Below are 21,300 nucleotides of genomic sequence, written 5' to 3'. Positions count from 1 at the left end.
ATTGCCAGGTCCTCATTGCATGAATTCCCCGTACAAAACTCTATTGCAGTCCGATTCGAAGGAGCCTCCGGTCGTTCGTTCCACGGTACCCGGCGCGACCGGAAAGGGCGTCATCGATGCTTCGACATTTCAGGCCATCGAAGTGAACAAGCTGTTCGACAGCGTCAACCACGCCGCCACGATTGCCGGGCAGGCCACGCTTTACCGTTCGCTGGTGGAGCCGCTGGCCGGGGCAGACCTGATTCGGGCCAAGCAGGACGCGGTTCGCGAGATCGAATCCGACAAGCCGCTGCGGGAGTCGCTGGACGCTCTGATCAGGCAGGCGAAGTCTCTGGAAGAGGACTTTTATGCCTTGTTATTCGGAACCTTCATGGGGCTGGTGAGTTCGCCGGCGCACAAGCTGGAGATCGAGGGCTACGGTTATGAGACCTACAAAAAAGGCACTCGGTTCATGCTCGATATGGTGGCGGCGGCAAATCGGCTTCCGAAACCGAATTCCGAGTATCTGGGGCTATTGATCGACGACTTGCGGCGCTTCGCCGATTCGCGCGCCTATGCGCTGATGAAGGGGCCGGTGTACCGGACCGAGAAAGATGTCAAAACCAAGGCGGAGAAGCCCTGGTATGTCCCGGCAATCAAGTTTCGGCCGTCGCTGTTCAAACCGGTGGGGCTTACGCTTGCGGTGCTCCTCCTGATACTGGCGCTCGAATTCGTGCCGCTTCTGCTCGATATGGCGATGTCGATCGCGCCGGTATTCTGGCTGTTCCTGCTGCCCATCAGCCTGGTTTATATTCCCATTGTCGGCGGTTTCGACCGCGACGGCTGCATCTATCCGCTGAGGGACATTTTCAAGAAGTCGGAAGAAGTGCAAAACACGCTCGATTCGCTGGGCAAGCTGGACGAACTCTTGAGCTTCGTCCGCCTCAAGGAATCCTTCCACCACCCGATGGTCTTGCCCAGGATCGTCGAAGCCGAGCGCCATTCCCTGGTGTTCAAAGGGGTGCGAAACCCGGTGCTCAGTAAGGACAATCCGGACTACGTGCCCAACGACATCAGCCTTAAAAACACGCGGCTCACCTTCGTCACAGGCCCGAACAGCGGCGGCAAGACGGCGTTCTGCAAGACCCTGGCGCAGAGCCAGTTGCTTGCGCAAATCGGGTGTTCTGTGCCGGCTCAGGAAGCGGAATTGACGGTTGCCGACCGCATTTTCTACCAGGTGCCGGAGATCAGCCATCTGGCCGATGGTGAAGGGCGCTTCGGCACCGAGCTCAAGCGCACCAAGGATATTTTCCTCGCCACGACGCCGAAAAGCCTGGTGATCATGGACGAACTCTCGGAGGGCACGACGCACGAGGAAAAGATCGAGATCTCAATGAATATTCTGGACGGGTTTTATCAGAAGGGCAGTAACACCCTGCTTATTACCCACAATCACGAATTGGTCGATGCCTTTCAGAAAAAGGGAATCGGGCTGGCGCGGCAAGTCGAGTTCAAGAACGAACAACCGACCTACCGGGTGGTCGAAGGCATTTCGAGAGTCAGCCATGCGGACCGTGTTGCCCGCAAGATCGGTTTTTCGAAAGAGGATATTGCCCGGTATTTGTCGGGCGGCAGATGAGGAAACGCCATGCTGGAAGTCCTTCAAATCCCCGTACTCAAGGACAACTACATTTATCTGATTCACGACCGGCGCAGCGGCGAGACGGCGGCGGTCGATCCCGCCGAGGCGAACCCGGTTCTGGAGGCGCTGGCCGCGAACGGATGGAAATTGACGCATATTCTGAACACCCATCACCATGGGGATCACGTGGGCGGCAACCTGGAGCTGAAGCGGCGTACCGGTTGCCGGATCGTGGCTTCGGAGCGGGATCTCAAGCGCATTCCGGGCATAGACCTGGCGGTCGGCGATGAGGCGGTGGTGACATTCGGCCGTTTCGAGGCGAGGGTTCTCGATGTTCCGGGACACACGCGGGGGCACATCGCGTACTGGCTCGCGGGGGCCAATGCGCTGTTTTGCGGCGATACGCTGTTCGCCCTCGGGTGCGGGCGCTTGTTCGAAGGTACGCCGGAAGAGATGTGGCGCTCGCTCGAGAAATTGCGCGTCCTGCCGCCCGAAACCAAGGTGTACTGCGCCCATGAATATACCCAGTCGAACGCCGGATTCGCCTTGACGGTGGAGCCCGAGAATGCAGCCCTCAAGGAGCGCATGGCGCAAATCGTCGAGCTGCGCCGGCAAGGCAAGCCTACCGTGCCTTCGACCCTGAAAGAGGAACTGGCGACCAATCCTTTCCTACGCCCTGAAAGCGAAGAAATTCAGGCGAATCTGGGAATGACGAATGCGGATCCGGTGGACGTGTTTGCGGAGACGCGGCGGCGGAAGGATCTGTTTTAAGAGTCCTTGCCGGCAAAGGATTGCCGGCCTGCGAAAGGGTGTCGCCCGGTAGGTCGGGAATCCTTTCCCGACACAGCGGATTTATTTCCCTGTGCCGTTTTCCGGGCCCGCCGGAAAACAGGCTTCCTGAGCGTATTTTTTCGCTTCCTTATATCTCTCGCGCAGTTTTGCGGATTCCGGCGGATCGCGGAATTCCGCGCCGCGTTCGCCCGCCACGCTGATTCCATAAGTGAAAGTCTGTGCCTGGACGAATTCGTCGTAGCTCATTCGGCTTGCGATCTTATCGACGCTGCAGGTGCAGTGATAGAGATTGTTATAGTTCTGGCCCCCATGTTCCTGCATACATTGCAGAACGTATTCGACCCGGGCCAGGGTGGGAAAATCGTTGGCATCCTTTGCTTCCGTCGGGGGCGCCGGAGGCGTGGACGTGCAGCCGGATGCCAGAATCAAAGCCATGACCACCGCGGGCCAAAGAGTCTTCACAGAAAAAGCAGGTGATTTCATGCTGGATTGTTCTCGTAAGCCTGTCGCAAAATCGTTGCATGATAGTGCAGCCGATGCGGACGGCGCAATTTGTGAAAGTTAGTCTTCGACCGAGAAATCCACGATTTGTTTGAGTTTTTCGTTCATTTTTCGGGCAAACTCGTTCATTTTCGGGTTGGACGAACGGGTCGGCAGCAAATGGGTGGTCACCACGACCTTGCCGTTTTCGGAGCGTACGGCCACGTTGCAGGGCATGTAAATGACCGACTCCGGCGAAATATCCAGCATCTCGCGCGCCAGCGTGAGATTGCAGAACTGAATGGTGTCGTAATCGGGGAAACGGATGTTTTCGCGCTCCCGGATTACGCTGCCGATCTTGTTATGGCCCGTGATGCGGAAATTTCGCTCGGTGATCGCAAGTTCCAGCTCCGCCAGCACGTCCTCGTAAGGTTTTGTGGTTTCGGCCTGATAATAAAGGAATTCGGACTCTTTCTGAGCGGCGCATCCTGGAAGGATAATCGGCAACAGTGCGATGATCGAACCAAAAAGTAGGCGCATACGTTAAGCATCAACGGGTCGAAATTCGATTTTTAGCTTATCACCATGATTTTAGACAGAGCAAAAATAACCGGCGTGGTTCTGGCCGGCGGGCGCGGGCGGCGCATGGGCGGCGAGGATAAGGGCCTGATCCGCTTTAAGGGCAGGTCGCTGGCGGGTTATGCACTGGAGGCACTGGATTCGGTCGCCGCACATATTCTGATCAATGCCAACCGGAACCGGGAAGCGTACGCGCGTTTCGGTTACCCGGTGGTATCCGACCGGACCGATAGTTTTGACGGACCTCTGGCCGGCTTGCTGAGCGCCATGCGTGCGGCGGAAACGCCTTATGTACTTACCGTGCCCTGCGATTCGCCGCTGGTGACGGGGCAGCTTCTGGAAAGGCTTTGCCGTACGATGCAGGAGACCGGGGCGGAGCTTTGCGCCGCTCACGACGGCGAACGCTTGCATCCGGTTTTTTTGTTGGCCGAACGGCGCTTGGCGGATAGCCTGGAGCGCTACCTGGCCAGCGGTCAGCGGAAGATCGACCTCTGGTTCGAGCAGCACAGATTGGCCTTGGCGGATTTCAGCGATCATCCGGAGTTGTTCGCCAACATCAACACGCCGGAGGAACTGGCCGCGCTGGAAAACACGGAAACAGACGATGCGGCTGCCATGGTGTCGCGCTAGTCTTATTTGAAAATATCCCCGAGTTCTGTAGCCAGTTATGCCAGCCGATTCCAACGAAACCCAAGGCGCGTATCTACTAAAAGGCCGAGGCGAAATCCTCGAAAAGCTCAAGCTGATGCAGGCGAAAAAATGCCTGTTGAGCGCGCAGACCGACGGAGCAGGCTCGGGTTTCGTAACCACGGTGGTGCAGGTGATGCCGGAAAAGGGATTAGTGGTTTTGGATCCGAGCGAAAACGCCGACACCAATCGGCAGATGCTGGCGGCACCTCGAGTCGTGTTTCGCGGTCAGGTCGACGGTATCCAGAGCAGCTTCGTCCTGACCGGGCTGATCGAAGCGAACTTGAACGAACAAACCGTACTTGCGGCGGCTATCCCGGATGCCTTGTACTGGCGCCAGCGGCGCAAGTTCTACCGGGCCACGATTCCGGTTGCGATGCCCGCCAAATGCGTAGTCAGCCTGGATGGCCAGCCCGCGGAATTCGGTATCGCCGACATCAGTGTTTCCGGGCTGGCCCTGATCGATAAAATCTGTCGGCTCGGCGACGCTTATCCCGTAGGGCACATTCTGGAAGAATGCAGGCTGATCCTTCCCGGCCATGGCGAAACCATGCTCGGGCTGGAACTGCGCAACAAGGCCGCGGTGACCTGGGGCAATTCGCCGATCGGTCAGCGGGTGGGATGTCTGTTTCGCGGCGCTGGCCGGAACTTCGAGGCGCGTCTTCAGAAATTCATTTACGACGTCGAATTGCTGAAAAAGCGCCAGGACGGTGTGATGCGTTGAGGGTTCTGGGGACGCGCATCGATTCCGGAACGGATGATCTATCACTGTTTGCATCTGAGGTCGTAAAGCATTTTGGCATCAAGCCGACTCCAGGTGAATGGTTTAAAAACGCTGGAACGATCGAAGAAGTCGCTGATCTTGTGTTAAGGCACTTATCAAAGAAGTAATAGAGCATAGCGATCCTAAACGGTTCTGCCCGGCGTCGCAGCGGACGCTCCTGATGCCGCTGGCGTCCGCTCCCGTGTTCGAGCCGTCCGGTACTTGGTTATTGAGAATTACTGGACCATTTCTCGATCGGCTTCCATTGACGAAGCGGTTCGCGTGTTCTGCCGTGACAATGAGGCAATGGAAAACGAGCACCTGTGCAACCGAGCGTTAACCCGCCCCACATCCTTTCAATCGCATCCTAAGATGCCGAGCCCAGATAAGCCCGCAGTTGCGGCGGGATGGTTCGTTGCCTCAGCCGGTTCTTGAATTCCCATTCTCTGTGCTTTTCCACCGAAACCAGGAATTGCGTTTCCTTGCCGGCGTGCAGGGCGGTCGGGATGCCGCCCCGGAACAGGACCCGATTGCCGGGGAGGGCGGGGATTTTCGCGCCGGGCGTGACGATGCCCACGAGGTTGAGCGGATCGACGGCGCTGAGCGTGACCAGGGTTTCGGTATCCTTCTCCTTGCGCACCGTACGCAGTACCTCCACGGCTTCGGGCAAGGCGAATTGCTCGCCGAAATGGCCGGCCACGAAGCGGCCTCCGCGTATTTCGCCGCGCGCTTCCAGACGCCGGTAAATGCGCAGGAGATCCTGCCAGGGCGGCGCGATGGTCTCGCGGGCGAGCAACGCCCGAAACACGACGCCATAGCGCTTGAGCAGCATGCCGGCGATGTGCTCGACGGCTTCCTGATCGGCCGACGCGGACGGATTTTCATCGACTAGCAAGGGCGGCTGCACGAGGGTCCAGCGCCCGGCTTCCGCCATTCCGAAGGAAAGCCCCCGATAGCACTGCTTTTTTTGTTCGGGGATCAGCAAGGCGCGCAGACCCATGAAACTGTCCGAGGCGACCCACCCGCGCGCCACCAGCTCCGCCAGCGCGTTTTCCAGTTGCGTCGGCAGCAGCCCCGCCCACTGCCCCAGCTCTTCGAAAAAGAGAGCGCCGCGGGTTTGCAGGATGTCTGCTACGTGCCGTGCGGCGGGCGACGGTTCAGGGGCGTCGCACCGCGCGGCGAACTGCCGCCAGTAGGGTAGGTGACGCCGGGCGACGAGCGCCATGGGCGAGGATTTGACCGGTCCTTGTCCGCCTTTGGCGGCGGAAAGCCGGGTCCAGACGATCTTTCCCGAAAGACACAGGGCGTCGAGCCAGGCAGGATCGTAATCGGCAATTCGCGCCGGCAGCACATCGCCCTCCCAGGCGACCGCGGCCGCCTCGAAGCCTTCCAGCTGAGCCAGGACCGCCGCGAGCGCTTGCGCGCCCTGCATGCGGCTTTCGGGATGCAGGTGCTGCCAGCGGAACAGGAAACGCATGAAATCGGCGCTGGGCACCGGCTCGATTTCCTGGCGCAGACGGTTGATGGTGTAGCGGTGGATGCGCGCCAGAAGGCGTCTTTCGCACCATTCTTCCGTGCCGGCTCCAGGGGTATACGAGCCGCGCAGGGCGCAACCTTCGTTCTGCAGCGCCAGGAGAGCGTATTCGATACGGCCGACGGGAAGCGCCAGGGCTTCCGCCAGTTCCGCCGCGGTGACCGGTCCGACGCAATCGATGCGGGCGCGGAGGATGTCTTTCAGTGCGTCCTCCGCGGTCCAGCTCTGCTCCAGATATTCCGGCGGCAGTTGTGCGGCATAACGGATGCGGACGGACGAGGGGCCGTCGGCTTCAGGATAAATCGCGCGGAATTGGGGCAAGCGTTCGGCTGTGAGCCAGAGAACCCGGTCGTTCGGCAGATATATGTCGGCCACGCGTCCATGGCGTTTCAGTTCCTGAAAAAATCCTTCCCAGCCGATCGCGGCCTCGGTTTGCCGGAGATAACCCAGCATCTGCAAGGCATCGTGCAGTTCGTCGGCGTCGGCCGCTTCGGGCCAGGCTTCCTGCCGCACCCGGTCGATGGCCGCCTGGTCGAGACGGCCGAGGTCCGCGGCTTCAGATGGATCGAGCCAGCGGCGGCCGGCCACCGCGCGGGTCCGGCGCTCTTCCAGGGGGGCGTCGTCGAGGAAGCTGTAAACCTTGGAATTGACGATTTCGGCGGCGAGCGGCGAAGGCTCGGTCAGGTCGCGGCATACCACGCGGATCGTTCCGGACTCGATGCCGCCGATGACCTCGATCAAGCGATCGATGTCCATGGCTTCGCTCAGGCAATCGTGCACGGTCTGGTTGACCAGAGGATGGTCGGGGACTTCCCGGTCGCCGACGATATTCTCGAAACAGGCGAGTTGGTCGGGAAATACGCTGGTGACGAGGTCCTCCGCCTGCATGCGGAGGAGATACGGGGGCGTTTTCCGGCCGCCCTGGAAACGCTTGAGCGCCAGCGAGCAGACGGCGTTCCAGCGCCAGCGCACGGTGAACATGGGAGCCGCGAGCAGCGCTTGCACCAGGATGTCGCGCACCGTGTTAATGTTCAGAAAGCGGGTGACGTCCTCCAATGGAAAGCTTTGCGAGACGCCCAGGGACAGGATGATGGCGTTTTCGGTGGCGGCGGCCTGCAACTCGAAGTTGAAAGTGCGGCAGAAGCGCTTGCGCAGGGCCAGGCCCCAGCCGCGATTGACCCGGTTGCCGTAGGGCGCGTGAATGATGAACTGCATGCCGCCCGATTCGTCGAAGAAGCGTTCGAACACCAGGGTGTCCAAGGTGGGCAGGGTGCCCAGGGTCAGCTTGGCCGCGGCCAGATAGTTGACGGCCTGCAATGCCGCCGACGGCGATATGCCGACTTCATTTTCGAGGAATGCGCGGGTGGCGGGGAGGTTCAGGCTTTGATCCGGCAAGTAGGTCGGAAAAGGGCAATCCCTCATCTCTATCTCTTCTTCCAGGGGGAGAAAAGAACTCTTGGATCCGTTTCCGGAGGGAGAGGGTGGCGCGAGGGAGGAGGGGCCGTTCTCGATGCGGGTTTTGTCGATACCCTGGCCTGACATGCTTGCATTGGGCGGCGATTCCAGCCGTTCCTCGATTTCCCGCCGTAACCGAGATACCGCGTAAGACAATTCATGAGTCCGCCCGGGTGCCTCGCCGAACCAGAACGGAATATTCGGCGGCTGGTGGCGGGCATCCTCGACGCGCAAGGTGCCGCCTTCGAGCCGCAAGACCCGCCAGCTCGCGTTGCCGAGCTGGAATATATCGCCGGCCAGGCTCTCGATGGCGAAATCTTCGTCCACGGTACCTATGAATTCTCCGGAGGGTTCCAGGATCACACGATATTCGGCAGTGTCCGGAATCGCCCCGCCGCAGGTCATGGCGGTGAGGCGCGCACCACGGCGGGCGCGCAGGCGCTTGTGGATGCCGTCCCGATGCAGATAGGCGCCGCGCGGTCCGCGCCGGGTACTGAAGCCTTCCGCCAGCATCTTCACGATATCGTCGAACGCCTGCCGGCTCAGCTCCCGGTAGGGAAACGCGCGGCACACGGTGCGGTAAAGCTCGTCCTCGGACCAGTCCTCCGCGGCCACCATCGCGACGATCTGCTGGGCCAGGACATCCACCGGCTTCTGCGGCATGACCAGGCGATCCAGTTCACCGCGCCGTACGGCGTCGATCAGGGCAATGCATTCGATGAGATCGTCCCGGCTGGACGGAAACAGGCGGCCCTTGGGCAAGCCTCCGGCGAAATGTCCGGAACGTCCGACCCGTTGCAGGAAGGTGGCGATCGAGCCGGTGGTGCCCAATTGGCAGACCAGGTCCACGTCGCCGACGTCGATACCGAGCTCCAGGGAGGCCGTGGCGACCAGCGCCTTCAGCTTGCCGGTCTTCAGCCGGTGTTCGGCGGATAGCCGTTGCTCCCGCGACAGGCTGCCGTGGTGCGAGGTGACGTGTTCCTCTCCCAGTCGGTCGCTCAGGGCGCGCGCCACCCGTTCCGCCAGGCGGCGGGTGTTGACGAAGATCAGCGTGGTCTTGTGCGCCTCGATCAATGCCGTCATGCGGTCGTAGATTTCCTTGGCCGCTTCCTGGGACAGCACCGCCTCCAGCGGCGAATCGGGCAGTTCGATAGCAAGGTCGAGCCGGCGCCGGTGACCGGTGTCGATGATACGGCACTCGGGCCCGCCGGTCAGGAACTCGGCCACCGCTTCGATGGGATTCTGAGTCGCGGACAGGCCGATGCGGGTGAGCCGGTGTTCGACCAGACGTTCCAGCCGCTCCAGCGACAAGGCCAGGTGCGACCCGCGTTTGCTGCCGACCATCGCATGGATTTCGTCGACGATCACCGTGCGCACGTTTTTCAGCAGACGGCGGCCGCCTTCGCTGGTGAGCAGGATATAAACGGACTCCGGCGTGGTCACCAGTATATGCGGCGGGTGTTTGTTCATGGCCGCGCGGGCCAATGCCGGGGTGTCGCCGGTTCGGACCTGCGAGCGGATCGCCACATCGGTGGAGCCGAGTTCGAACAGCTTGGCGTTGATCCCGTCCAGCGGCGCTTCGAGGTTCTTGTGGATATCGTTGCTCAGCGCCTTGAGCGGCGAGATGTAGAGTACGCGGGTCTGTTCCGGCAAACCGAAGATTTCGCCTTCCCGGACCAGGTCGTCGATGGCGGCCAAAAACGCCGCCAGGGTCTTTCCGGAACCGGTGGGCGCGGCGATCAGCGTGTGCCGACCGGATTTGATGGCATCCCAGGCTTGGGTCTGGCATTCCGACGGAGCGGGGAAAGTCTCCCTGAACCAGGCCGAAACAGCGGGGTGAAAGCGTTCGAGAATCATGGGATCTACGTTACCCTAAAGCATGCGGCAATCTCAATCGGGCTCGGAGACTCTCCCGGCGGGCCAGAGTCCTTCCGCCCGCTCGGAACCGGCCGTTCCGCACGCTCGAGGCCGCCGGTCTAACGGGAGGGGTGATTGGCGTCGCGGATCGTATGCCTATCGATTCGGCGGAAATCCTTTGATTCAATTTCGCAGTGCAGCCGCTCGTCTCGATGCGTGTCTCGATTTTGTTATAGCGGGTTTGCCCAAGCTATCGTATTTTCCGCGACGGCAGTTTCAATTCCATTTCGCCGGAAGCGATTCTCATATTTTGAAGGGACACGTCCTTGCACAAACCTCCGATAAGTCGAATTTCGCGTAACGGGTATGTCGTAGCGGTGTTGGCGACGACAGTCATCGCGATCATTCAGTATTTCCTGCTGCCGCTTTTCGTAGGATCGCCTCCTTTGCTTCTCTTCCTGCTCGGAGTGGCGCTCGCGGCCTGGTACGGCAGTTTCAGGGCGGGGCTTTTTGCCACCGTGTTGAGCACCTTGGCGAGTATCTACTATTTGATCGAGCCTCTCCATTCATGGCAGATCGTGGAACAAAGGGAGTGGCTCAGAACCTTGCTGCTGTTCATCGTGGGCGGCGTTCTGGGCCTCATGATTTCGCTTCTGCGCAGCGGAGAACGAAAGGCGCTCCTGGAGGTGCTGCGGCAAAAGGAGCGGCTCGAGCGGGAAATCGTCGAGCGCCAGCGCGCCGAGAAGGCGCTGAGCGCGGCACATACGGAAGTCGTGAACGAACGGAACCGGCTCGAAGCCATCATGGAAACGCTGCCCGTGGGCGTGGCCATCCTGGACGCACAGGGCGGCATCATCGGCAGCAACCGAGCCGTCGACCAGGTGTGGGGCGGTCCGTGTCCGCCGGTACGGTCGATCAGCGATTATGCTGTCTTCAAAGCCTGGTGGGTGGATACCGAGGAGCCGGTCCGTCCGGAGGAATGGGCCCCGATGCAAGTCTTGAAAAAAGGAGAGCCGGTCGTCGGGCAGCTTATGAAGATTCTGCGCTTTGACGGCGCCCGGGCCATTGTTCACAACAGTGCCGCGCCTATCCGCGACGCTACCGGGCGCATTGCGGGCGCCGCGGTGGTGGTTATGGACATCAGCGAAAGTGTCAGGCGGGAACAGGCGTTGCGGGAGAGTGAGGAGCGCTACCGGTTGGCGATTGATGCCGCGCAGATGGGGACCTGGGACTGGGATCTCGGCAGCCGGAAAGTGGTGGGGAATCCTCGTCATGCTGCGCTTTTCGGCTACCCGCCCAAGGAGACCGAGATGACCGAACAAATGATTTCCGATCGGATATATCCGGAGGATGTGCCGCATGTCGCGGCCGCCGTCGATGAGGCGAAGGAACATCACATCCGCTATGACTGCGATTTTCGCATTGCCTGGCCGGACGGTTCGGTTCGATGGGTTTCGTCAATTGGAGATTTCCACTATGACGCCCACGGTGCTCCAGTGCGCATGATCGGGGTGCTGCGGGACATTACCGACCGTAAACAGGCCGAGGAAGCTCTGCTCGAAGCCGATCGGCAAAAGAACGAATTCATTGCCATGCTCGGACACGAACTCCGGAATCCGCTGGCGCCCATTCGTAACGCGGTTCACTTAATGCGCAAGGTGGATTCGCCGGACCCCAATCTTCGCTGGGCCCGCGACGTGGTGGATCGGCAGCTCGATCATCTGGTGCGATTGGTGAACGATCTGCTGGATGTCTCCCGGATCGTGCAAGGCAAGCTGGCGCTTCATATGAACCTGGTCGAACTGGTGACGGTCATCAACCAGGCTGTCGAGACCAGCCATCCGCTAATCGAATTCAAACACCATGTTCTTTCGGTCACCTTGCCGGAAGAGCCGGTGTATCTCGAAGGCGATCAGGTGCGCTTGGTTCAGGTGGTTTCCAATCTCCTCGACAACGCCGCCAAGTACACGCCGGAAGGCGGCAGAATCTGGCTTTCCGCAAGCACGGAAAACGGGGAGGTGGCCATTACCGTGCGCGATACCGGCGAAGGCATTTCCCGCTCGCTATTGCCCCATCTCTTCGACGCGTTCACCCAGGCCGCTCGACCGCTCGACCGCCCGCAAGGCGGTCTGGGGCTGGGTTTGATGATCGTTCAGAAAATCGTCGAGATGCACGGAGGGCAGGTCGAGGTGAAAAGCGAAGGCCTCGGCCAGGGCAGCGAATTCGTGATCCGCCTGCCGCTCTGCGAACAGGTGTGCGTGGTACCCGGAAGGTAGGATGCGGTTCCTTCGTCACCGCATCCTACCGCCTGCAGATGAGGCTCAATGCAGCTTGATCTTGGGCCTCAGGCGCCGCCGGAAGAATCCGGAGACCATCAGCATGCTGACCCGGAACGGTCCGAATAGCGCCAGCTGGTGCATCTTGTAGAGCGACAGGTATACCAGCCGGGCGATCAGACCCTCGATCATGACGGTGCCCATGAGATTGCCCATCAGATTGCCGACGGTGCTGTATTTGCCGAGCGACACCAGCGAGCCGTAGTCCTTGTACCGGAAGTCGAGCATGGCTTTGCCCTCCAGTTTTCGACGGAGGTTCTTGAGGACCAGGCTCGCTTGCTGGTGGGCGGACTGGGCGCGGGGCGGGATGGTCGAGTTCTTTTCCGGCCAGGGGCAGGCGGCGCAGTCGCCGATGGCGAAAATGTCGTCGTCGACGGTGGTCTGCAGAGTGGAGCGAACCACGATCTGGTTGATTCGGTTGGTTTCGAGATCCGCAACGGTCTTGAGGAAATCCGGTGCCTTGACGCCGGCGGCCCAGACTTTCAGCGCCGCCGGGATGAAGCGGCCGCTTTGGGTCTTCATACCTTCCCGGGTGACTTCCACCACGCGCTCGCCCAGGTGGACCTGGATGCCGAGCTTTTCCAGCTGCTTGAGCGTGGATTTGGAGAGGCGTTCGGGCAGCTCCGGAAGCAGGCGGTCGGCGGCTTCGATGATATGAATCTGAAGATCGGACGGCTTGACGTTATCGAGCCCGTAGGCGCTCAACAGCCGCGTGGCCTGGTACAGCTGGGCCGACAGCTCGATACCGGTGGCGCCGCCGCCGACGATGGCGATGTCGAGCTGGCCGGTTTCCCTGACGCCTCCGGTGGCATGGGCATGGAAATACGCCTCCAGCAGCCGGTTTTGAAACTGTTCGGCCTGATCGGTGGTATCGAGGAACAGACAATGCTCCGCCACCCCGGTGATGCCGAAATCGTTGCAGATGCTGCCCACGGCGATGATCAGCAGATCGTATGGGTGGCTGCGGGGCGGCATGATCTCCTCGCCTTTCTCATTTACCATCGCCGCCAGATGGACCCGTTTGGCGGCACGGTCGAGGCCATCCATGCGCCCCAACACATATCGGAAACCATTGCTGCTCGCCTGGGCCAGATAATCCAGCTCGTCGTCGTGGGAATCCAGGGTTCCGGCCGCCACTTCGTGCAGCAGCGGTTTCCAGATATGGGTCCGGCTGCAGTCGATCAGCGTAATTTCGGCCGTTTTTCGTCCCAGCGTCCTGCCTAGCCGCGTGACCAGTTCCAGGCCGCCGGCTCCGCCTCCGACGACCACGATCCTGGGCCGGTTTGGGTGGGTCTTCACGTGGTTCATATCGCCCCCTTTCTTTAAAGCTGTATGTTTTCTGAGCGCCTGTCCCGGTGCCGCTCGCCCCGAACGTGTCGATGGCGCCGCTCGCGAACTTGCCGAAGGGCCTTGAGGCCCGCAAGGGTAGGCGCGAGCACGCCGGGACAAGCCGGTTCCGATCCCGGTCGAGGCAGCGGCCGCCGTTCTCTGCTCTCGTGCGTCATCGTCGAGAACGCGAAATTTCTCCGGGTCGACTATTCTTATCGCGAGATGTTCGGCCGGCGTGGATTCTGCCACGGCCGGCGGTCCGGTGTCTTTAATCTCGTGCAGGCAGGGTTACCGGTGGATGTTCGTCTTAGCACTTGCTAATATCCGGTTGAAGGATTGGTTGCCGGTAGCCTGAAAACTGTCGGCTTGCCTAACGGACGATAATCAGATGTGTGCTCAACAGGATTTCGTGTTGAATTCCGAGTTTCCCAAACCCCCGCCCGAGTGGAACGACCAAATCTCGGTTCCGCTTCTGGCCGTCCGACTGGCTGACAAAAAACTGCTGTTTCTCAATCGCTCGGCCCGCGCGCTTTTCGGCGAGGCCGCAGAACTCGGCATCGACGCTTCGGCCCTGTTCGATGATCCCGAGGTTCTCCAACAATTGCTCGAATCCGCGGGAGTCGACGACCAAACGATCCATTCGGAGACATTTCTCAAGAATGCTTCGAATATGCACCACAGGTATTCCATCGAGGCAAACGCCGCCGAAATTGACGGCGAACGGATAGCCGTGATTTCCTTGATCGATACGGCCGCTTACATTCCCGGTCCGGACAAACCCGAATTCCGCAACAACCTCGCCTTGTGGCGGGGGGTATTCGACCAGGCCGCGGTCGGAATCGCCCTGCTGGACAAGGACCTGAAATTCATCGAGGCGAATCGGCGCTGGCTGGAGATGTTCGGGTACACGGCGGAGGAAATGAGCAACTTATCCCCGGGCGACCTCACTGTCGAGAAAAACGGGTTTCAATTGTGTCAACGGGTCGAAGCGCTCTTGGGTAGCGAAGTCGATCAGTATCGGGGCGAGAAACGCTTGCTTCGGAAGGACGGAAGCCTGTTTTGGGGCGATTTGTCCGCCAGCCTGTTGAGGGATGGGAAAGACGCGGCATTCGTCATTTTGACTTTTCTGATCGACGTCACCGATCGCAAACTGACGGAGGACAAGCTGCAGGCCAGCAACGAGAGGCTGGAAGCGCAACTGGCCGAAAACCGTATCTTGCAGGAAAAGCTGAGAGATCTGGCGGTGCGCGACCCGCTGACCTCACTGTTCAACCGGCGCTACATGGAGGAGACCCTGAGACGCGAACTGTCGCGCTCGGCGCGGGAAGATCAGCCGCTCAGCCTGGTGATGATCGACATTGATCATTTCAAGCAGCTCAATGATACTTACGGCCATCCGGCGGGTGACCTGGTGTTGAAAGAACTGGCGGCATTGCTGCTGCGCCACCTGCGCAACGAGGATATCGTCTGCCGCTTCGGCGGCGAGGAGTTCGTCGCGATCCTTCCCGGCGCACCGTTGACGACGGCCGCTCAGCGTGCCGAATCCTGGCGCATGGCGTTTCAGGAATTGAATATCGTTTACGAAGACCATGTACTGACCAGTACGCTTTCGATGGGGATCGCGGAATATCCTCGTCACGGGGCGACCAGCGAGGACCTCCTGTTTCAGGCCGACAGCGCGATGTACATGGCCAAGCGTGCGGGAGGCAATCGCGTGATGGTCTGGGGTTGAGCGTTCATCGGCGCGGGCGCGCCGTTTCCCGGCTTCGCTCCGGCCTGTATATTATTCCGATTTGCCATGAAGCATTCTCTGTACCGCTCCGATATTTCTTCTCATCCTCCCGGTGACTTGGAGTTGCGGCTGACCGCGGGTGCCGGCGGCGCCGAGCGCGACAAGATCCGCGAGGCGCTGAGCCTTGCCGTCAAGGCGCGCGATGAGGACTCCATCATCAGGCCGCGCGGTCTGGAGGTCGCGGATATTCTCCTCGGGATCAAGGCCGATACGCTTAGCTTGCAGGTCGCGCTGCTGAGCGATCCTTATCTCCGCGACAACCTCAAGGAAGCGGACATCAAAGCCCGATTCGGCGAGACCGTGTCCGATCTGGTGCAGAAGGTCAACTGGCTCAACACTTTCGACGAATACCGCCCGACCGAAATCAAGCAGCCCGCCCAGGCCGAACTCCTGCGCCGCATGCTCTTGTCGGTGGTCAACGACGTGCGCGCGGTGCTGGTCAAGCTTGCCTACCGTCTGCAGCGTCTGCGGCTGCTCAAGAACCAGGAAGGAGAGCTGCGCCGGAGGATCGCCATGGAAACCCTGGACGTGTTCGCACCCCTGGCCAACCGGCTAGGCGTGGGGCAGCTCAAGTGGGAGCTGGAGGATCTCGCGTTTCGCTATCTCAATCCCGACAAATACCGCGATCTCGCGAGCCGCCTGGCAATCAACCGCGCCGAGCGGGAAGCTTTCGTCAATCAATTCATCGAGACGCTGCGGCAGGAACTGGAGGCGCACCATATTCATGCCAAGGTGTACGGCCGGCCCAAGCATATCTACAGCATTTATAAGAAAACCCAGCGCAAGGAACTGGATCTGGAGGAACTGTACGATTTGCATGCCGTGCGGGTCATCGTCGACGATGTCACAACCTGCTACGCGGTGCTCGGCCTGGTGCACGGCCGCTGGCTGCACGTTCCCAAGGAATTCGACGATTACATCGCGAATGCCAAGGAAAACGGCTATCAATCGCTGCACACCGTGGTGATCGGCCCCGAAGGCCGGCCGGTCGAGGTCCAGATTCGCACCCGGGCCATGCACGATTTCGCCGAGTACGGTGTGGCTGCGCATTGGCGCTACAAAGAAGGCGGCAAGCAGGACGTGGTTCTGGACCGCAGTATCAACGCGCTGCGCCGTCTTTTGGAAAGCAGGGACGATGATCCGGCGACACTGGAGGATTTCCGCGCCGACCTGTTCGAAGACCAGATTTTCGTACTGACGCCCAAAGGGCAGGTGGTGCGGCTGAGCAGAGGCGCTACCCCGCTGGATTTCGCCTATCACATCCATACCGAGGTGGGGCACCGCTGCCGCGGGGCGAAAGTCAACGGGCGCATCGTCCCCCTGACGTATGCGTTGAAGTCCGGCGAAAAGGTCGAAATCCTCACCGCCAAGCACGGCGGCCCGAGCCTGGGCTGGCTGGATCCGCACCTGGGCTATGTCCGGACCGGCCATGCGCGCACCAAGATTCGCCAGTGGTTCAAACAGCAGGATCACGAAAAGCATCTACGCTCCGGCAAATCGATCCTGGACCGCGAGCGGCAGAAACTGGGCATCAAGGACGTTGATCCGGACGAACTGGCCAAGCATTTCCATCTGCCGCGCGGGGACGATCTGCTGCTGGCGGTAGGCCGCGCCGACATCTCGCCGGCCCAGCTGGCCAACGCGCTGAAGCTCCCGGACTGGCCGGCCAAGGTTCCGCCGGCGAAAAAGCCGTCGCCCCCGGCGGGCGACAAGGTATCGGACGAGGTGACCATACAGGGCGTCCGCAACCTCCTGACCTATTTCGCCCATTGCTGCGAGCCCAAGCCGGGCGATCCGATAATCGGTTATGTGACGGTGGGCAAAGGCGTGGCCATCCATCGCCAGGACTGCGAAAACATCATTCAGCTTCCGCCCCGCAAGATGAGCCGTTTGATCGACGTGGCCTGGGGCAGCGAGCCGGAAGCCTTTCCGGTCGAACTTGAGGTCAGGGCACTGGATCGCAAGGGGCTGCTCAAGGACATCACCCACATCCTGGCTCAGGAGCATATCAACATCGTTCGCACCCAAAGCGATACCAACGGGGACGATCAATCGGTCGTCATGCGGGTCACGGTGGAGGTGTCCGACCCGGGACAGCTCAGCTCGGTGTTGGACAAGATCGGCCAGGTGCACAATGTGTTCAGCGCCAGGCGCTTGCAGCACGGGTGAAAGGCTTTGATGCGCTAGTGCTTAATTGCAAAAATAAACGATGCAAAAATCCAATATAACAAATTGATTATATGTGGGTTTTTGTATTCGCTGATTAGCGCGATTAAGCACTAGCTAGGCCGGAATAAGCGTAGCGATCAAGCTTTTGTCTTACGATCGTGAGAGGCCTTCGAAATTTATCCCGCGGCTGTCCTTACGGCACTTCCCGAAAACGAGTAAACCGGGCAATGCGGTGCCGAACAGCCAGACAGCAGCCGGAGCCGGAACCGGCGTGGTTCGAAGATCGGCAATCCAGGCCTCCTGGTTGCCGTCCGGATTGATTCCTCTCCCGACGAGGAATGACCCATCGGCGGTAACCCCCGTCACCGCAGTAATCAGCCATCCGGCGAGATCCAGACCGTAGACGTCGGTCAAAACTTCATTTGCGTTCTTTGTTCCATTTACGGAGTCCCAAATCAGGCCGATCGAATCAAGCGTATCGGTAGAAACGTCGTAAGTCATTGCGGTTCCCACGATCATCGTACCGTCGTCGGTGACATCGGTAGCGAAGCTATTCGCATGGCCTAGACTTCCCAAGCCCACCCATCCTTCGTCGGCCGTCCAATAAGCGGCTTGCTTGCCCGTCGACGTGCCGAAACTTCCTACAACGATGCCGCCGTCGGACGACACGCCGAACGCCTCGCTACGCGTGGCGCTGGCCGGCGTTCCGAGCCCGGCCATCCCCCCGGTCTCCGTCCAACGGAAAGCTTCCAGATTTCCGCTGTTGCCGATGCCGACAACGACCGAGCCGTTGGCGGACGCATCCCAAGCGTAGCTATAGGCTTGCCCCCCGGCCAAATCGCCAAGTTCCGTCCATCCCGAACCAGCGCGCCAGATCCCGGACTCCAGGGTGTAGCCGTTGGCACTTCCATAGCCGATGACGGCCGAGCCGTCAGCGGTGATGGCGGTCGCGTTCGAGGTACTGCCTCCCGGCAACATTCCCAGGCCGATCATGCCTGTCGCTTGGCTCCAAACGAAGGCTTCCGTTCCGCTCACCGAGGCGGACGACGTGGTACCGCCGGCGACCACCGAACCATCGGCAGAAACCGCGTTGGCATAGCTTCTTAATTTGCCGCCCGAGTCGGCACCCAACACACCCAGCCCGACCATCCCGCTGGAGGCAGTCCACATAAAGGCGGTTTGCCCCGACTCCGACATGCTCGACCCAACGACGACCTTCCCATCGGCGGAGATGCCCGCTGCGTCGCTGCTGAATGCTCCACCCGGCAAATCACCGAGACCTGCGAACGACACGGCTAACGCCGGCTGTTCCGCCATTGCAGCCAAAAAGGCCGGTAACAATACGACAGATGAGCGGGTGCTTTTTCTTGTTTCGACTTTCATGTTCGTATTTCCTCAATATTCGAACGAACGGCACGATCAAGCCGCGACCGCACGGCGGCGCTTTGCGCCGATTCCCAGTACCCCGACCAGGCCGGTTCCGAACAACCACACGGCAGCCGGAATCGGTACCGGCGCTACGGTGAAGCTGTAACCGACCTGATGGCCCTCGGTCGCGAAATCATTTCCGCCCAACACGACCGTATATTCGCCCGCTTGCAGAAAACGGGTGATGACCGTGGCGGCACCGCTTGCCGGCCCGGGGCCTTGATCAGAGGCTTCCAGAAAAGCGAATCCTGGTTCGTCCACCCATACCGGCACCTCCAACGGATCAAAGACATGATTATCGCCGCCGCTGTTATCGACGCCCTGATACAGCGTCAATGCCGGAACCATGTCGCTGGCGTCGGAACTCACAGCAAGCCGATACGTTCCGGCAGTCGGAACATCGATGTACCCCCATACGGCAGTATGAGTCCAACCCTCCCCCCAGGCGCGTGAACCGACCGTACCGGTCACGGTTTCCGGCGAGCCCTGCAAGTATATTTGGAAGGCATAGTTGATCCCGTCACCATCTTCACCGGGACGCGGCGTCAAATCTCCCATTACGCTACTCGCCGAAACTTCCATACTGAAGGCAAAGGCCGTACACACGACGCTAATGAGACATACGGTTTTCATGATTCCCCCGTTGTTTTCCGGTTGAGTAATTTGATTAAAGTATCGCGGTGAAGGCGCCGGGTAGATGCGCGACCGCTAGTTTTGGCAAGTGCACTTGCCGAAGTGTCCTTTACGGTCAAGGTACCGCCTAGAGCATTGACTTACCGACCATCATTCCTCCGACGGCTCTACTTACAGACCGAAAGTCACGGGTGGTGATAAGCACAAGCCATGCCATATAATGCAACCGTACAAGAACTACAGAATTCGCGAGATCGTACTGATTTCATTCGACCGATATTGAGTTATATCCCTATTGTGGCTGAGGGATTTACCTTGGTTCGGGCAACCCTAGCCCTTCAAATCAAGCTGTCGTTCCAATCGATCGTTGATGCCGTCTTGGAAATCGAGACGCAACTCACGGGCCGAGGGGCGTAAGGTCGCGAAGGGATGCGCGACCTACGGTGGCACGGTTGTGGATCGCCAATCCTTTGCCGACCCGTTCACTTGGTCCGGCAGCCCGGGGCTAATGTCATTCCCATCGGTCGATCATCGCTCCGAGCCTGCCCCGTGAATAAGCCAAACCGTGATAGATCGTCAATGCCAGACGTGCCCAGCGGATATAGAGCCCCGGCCTGCGTATCAAACGAGCGAACCGGAATACCCGATGGCTACACGCCGTGATCAGGGCGCGCGAGCGGTAAATCAACTTGCGCCGGGTGGATAAGCCGCGGGAGTCCGGCTGTACACGTTTTCGCGGCTTCACGCCGGGACGCCGCCAGCTCAGCCGATAAGCGAGACCCTCTCGGCGCTGGCGAAAACCCGCGGCCTGGGTCTGTTCGACGAACCGGGCGTCGACCGGTTTCAGGTGCAGCCGGCCTTGTTCGATTCCGGTCTTCACGAGCCGTTCCATTTCCGGCGAGCGGACAATGACGACGTTCGTGCCGCGGCCGTCGGACGAATAAGGTTCCACCCAGGCGTCGCCGAACCCGATATCCGCGGTTTCCGCGACCACATCGTCACAGAAATTGCAGGCCGGATTCTGAAAGAAGCCGGCGCCCCAGTCGCCGTCCGCCAGATGCCACCAGTCCTTCTGCGCCACTTGCCCGTCTCTGAGCGTCAATTGAGCGGTATACCAGTTCGCCGGACGATCGGGATCTTTGCGGCGGAATTCGACACCTTGGACGTCCTCCGGCGGAACACCCATTTGCCAGGCCAAGCTCTCCGCGAAACGAGCACTTTTCATGTGGCCGCAGAAAAGCCCCAGGGTGAACCGAATGCGTTCGCGAAGTATGGGGCTGTCGCGGCGGAGGAGTTGTATTGCCTTGATGAAGCAGGGGATTCCGACCACGGCATAGCGTCCCGGATTTGCGTGGATGATTCCGAGCACTTCCGATAATTCCACCGGATAATAGCGCGACTTCGCGCCGGCCCGGATTTCGTCTTGGGTGCGCGAGATCCGATAACGGAAGAATAGTCCGTCGTGCCGTGGGTCCGTGGCCACGACATGCGCCGCGCCGTCGATCCGGCCGGTGCCCAGCAGTTCCGCCAAAACCCAGCTGGTCAGGCCTCCCGAGCTTCCGTGGTCTCGAAAACCTTCGTCGGCTGCGTAACCGACGTAGGCGCTCCGATATCGCCCCAACCTCGAATCGTGCCGGTCGGCGTCGGGAAACAGCGCCTCGGCCAACGCGTCTTCGTTTTTCGCGGAAGGCGAAAAGGGGCAGGTTCGGGCGAATTCCCGAGATTTGCGGCGCATCCAGCCGGCAGGGCCCGTGGGCTTATATTGGCCGTAACGATCGAGTTTCATCCGCGAACGCGTGTCGTTTGCCCGGACCGTACAACTGCCGCAGCCGATGCATAGATTCG

At 60.2% G+C, this 21,300-nt stretch carries 14 protein-coding genes; 7 read left to right on the top strand and 7 right to left on the bottom strand.

What is annotated here, in order from left to right; genetic code table 11:
- The first annotated feature begins 19 nt into the window (after window positions 1-19).
- Together sS8_RS10640 and gloB are read left to right on the top strand one after the other, a co-directional pair.
- Window positions 20-1,618 (top strand): MutS-related protein, encoded by a 1,599-nt coding sequence (locus sS8_RS10640; protein ID WP_119629625.1) that lies wholly within the window; start codon window positions 20-22, stop codon window positions 1,616-1,618.
- A 9-nt stretch (window positions 1,619-1,627) separates the two neighbouring features.
- Window positions 1,628-2,392: a hydroxyacylglutathione hydrolase gene (gene gloB, locus sS8_RS10635; protein ID WP_119629624.1), complete on the top strand. Its 765-nt coding sequence runs from the start codon at window positions 1,628-1,630 to the stop codon at window positions 2,390-2,392.
- Between the two features lie 81 nt (window positions 2,393-2,473).
- Here the strand turns inward: gloB and sS8_RS10630 are convergent, their stop codons facing one another.
- Together sS8_RS10630 and sS8_RS10625 are read right to left on the bottom strand one after the other, a co-directional pair.
- Window positions 2,474-2,896 carry a hypothetical protein gene (locus tag sS8_RS10630; RefSeq protein ID WP_119629623.1) on the bottom strand — a complete coding sequence of 141 codons (423 nt, stop codon included), beginning with the start codon at window positions 2,894-2,896 and terminating at the stop codon, window positions 2,474-2,476.
- 78 nt (window positions 2,897-2,974) lie between these two features.
- Window positions 2,975-3,433, bottom strand: coding sequence for a DUF302 domain-containing protein (locus tag sS8_RS10625; protein ID WP_119629622.1), 459 nt, complete (start codon window positions 3,431-3,433; stop codon window positions 2,975-2,977).
- 45 nt (window positions 3,434-3,478) lie between these two features.
- Between sS8_RS10625 and mobA the strand changes: the two genes are divergently transcribed.
- Together mobA and sS8_RS10615 are read left to right on the top strand one after the other, a co-directional pair.
- Complete coding sequence (gene mobA / locus sS8_RS10620) at window positions 3,479-4,102, top strand: molybdenum cofactor guanylyltransferase MobA (protein ID WP_119629621.1); 624 nt, start codon at window positions 3,479-3,481, stop codon at window positions 4,100-4,102.
- Between the two features lie 37 nt (window positions 4,103-4,139).
- A complete protein-coding gene (locus sS8_RS10615; RefSeq protein WP_119629620.1) occupies window positions 4,140-4,883 on the top strand; it encodes a flagellar brake protein in 744 nt (247 codons plus the stop codon).
- Between the two features lie 406 nt (window positions 4,884-5,289).
- Here the strand turns inward: sS8_RS10615 and sS8_RS29130 are convergent, their stop codons facing one another.
- On the bottom strand, window positions 5,290-9,768 hold the full coding sequence (locus tag sS8_RS29130) for a DEAD/DEAH box helicase (protein WP_232020596.1): 4,479 nt from the start codon (window positions 9,766-9,768) through the stop codon (window positions 5,290-5,292).
- A 326-nt stretch (window positions 9,769-10,094) separates the two neighbouring features.
- On the opposite strand from sS8_RS29130, the gene sS8_RS10600 reads away from it, so the two are divergent.
- Window positions 10,095-12,044, top strand: coding sequence for a sensor histidine kinase (locus tag sS8_RS10600; RefSeq protein WP_119629619.1), 1,950 nt, complete (start codon window positions 10,095-10,097; stop codon window positions 12,042-12,044).
- Window positions 12,045-12,089: 45 nt separating this feature from the next.
- Here the strand turns inward: sS8_RS10600 and sS8_RS10595 are convergent, their stop codons facing one another.
- Window positions 12,090-13,412: an NAD(P)/FAD-dependent oxidoreductase gene (locus sS8_RS10595; protein ID WP_119629618.1), complete on the bottom strand. Its 1,323-nt coding sequence runs from the start codon at window positions 13,410-13,412 to the stop codon at window positions 12,090-12,092.
- 409 nt (window positions 13,413-13,821) lie between these two features.
- On the opposite strand from sS8_RS10595, the gene sS8_RS10590 reads away from it, so the two are divergent.
- Entirely contained in the window at window positions 13,822-15,165 is a 1,344-nt protein-coding gene (locus tag sS8_RS10590) for a sensor domain-containing diguanylate cyclase (protein WP_119629617.1), read from the top strand.
- A gap of 66 nt (window positions 15,166-15,231) precedes the next feature.
- Window positions 15,232-17,394, top strand: a complete 2,163-nt coding sequence (locus sS8_RS10585) for a RelA/SpoT family protein (RefSeq protein WP_119629616.1) — start codon at window positions 15,232-15,234, stop codon at window positions 17,392-17,394.
- 150 nt (window positions 17,395-17,544) lie between these two features.
- Here the strand turns inward: sS8_RS10585 and sS8_RS10580 are convergent, their stop codons facing one another.
- From sS8_RS10580 to sS8_RS10570, 3 genes are all read right to left on the bottom strand, one after another.
- A complete protein-coding gene (locus tag sS8_RS10580) occupies window positions 17,545-18,777 on the bottom strand; it encodes a PEP-CTERM sorting domain-containing protein (RefSeq protein ID WP_119629615.1) in 1,233 nt (410 codons plus the stop codon).
- Window positions 18,778-18,813: 36 nt separating this feature from the next.
- Window positions 18,814-19,380, bottom strand: coding sequence for a hypothetical protein (locus sS8_RS28490; RefSeq protein ID WP_179952409.1), 567 nt, complete (start codon window positions 19,378-19,380; stop codon window positions 18,814-18,816).
- Between the two features lie 586 nt (window positions 19,381-19,966).
- Entirely contained in the window at window positions 19,967-21,241 is a 1,275-nt protein-coding gene (locus sS8_RS10570; protein WP_197716734.1) for a Coenzyme F420 hydrogenase/dehydrogenase, beta subunit C-terminal domain, read from the bottom strand.
- Window positions 21,242-21,300: the final 59 nt, after the last annotated feature.

Source organism: Methylocaldum marinum (genome assembly GCF_003584645.1).
GTDB classification, from domain to species: domain Bacteria; phylum Pseudomonadota; class Gammaproteobacteria; order Methylococcales; family Methylococcaceae; genus Methylocaldum; species Methylocaldum marinum.
The sequence above is the reverse complement of the archived record's forward strand: the minus strand, read 5'-3'. Positions and strand labels throughout refer to the sequence as shown.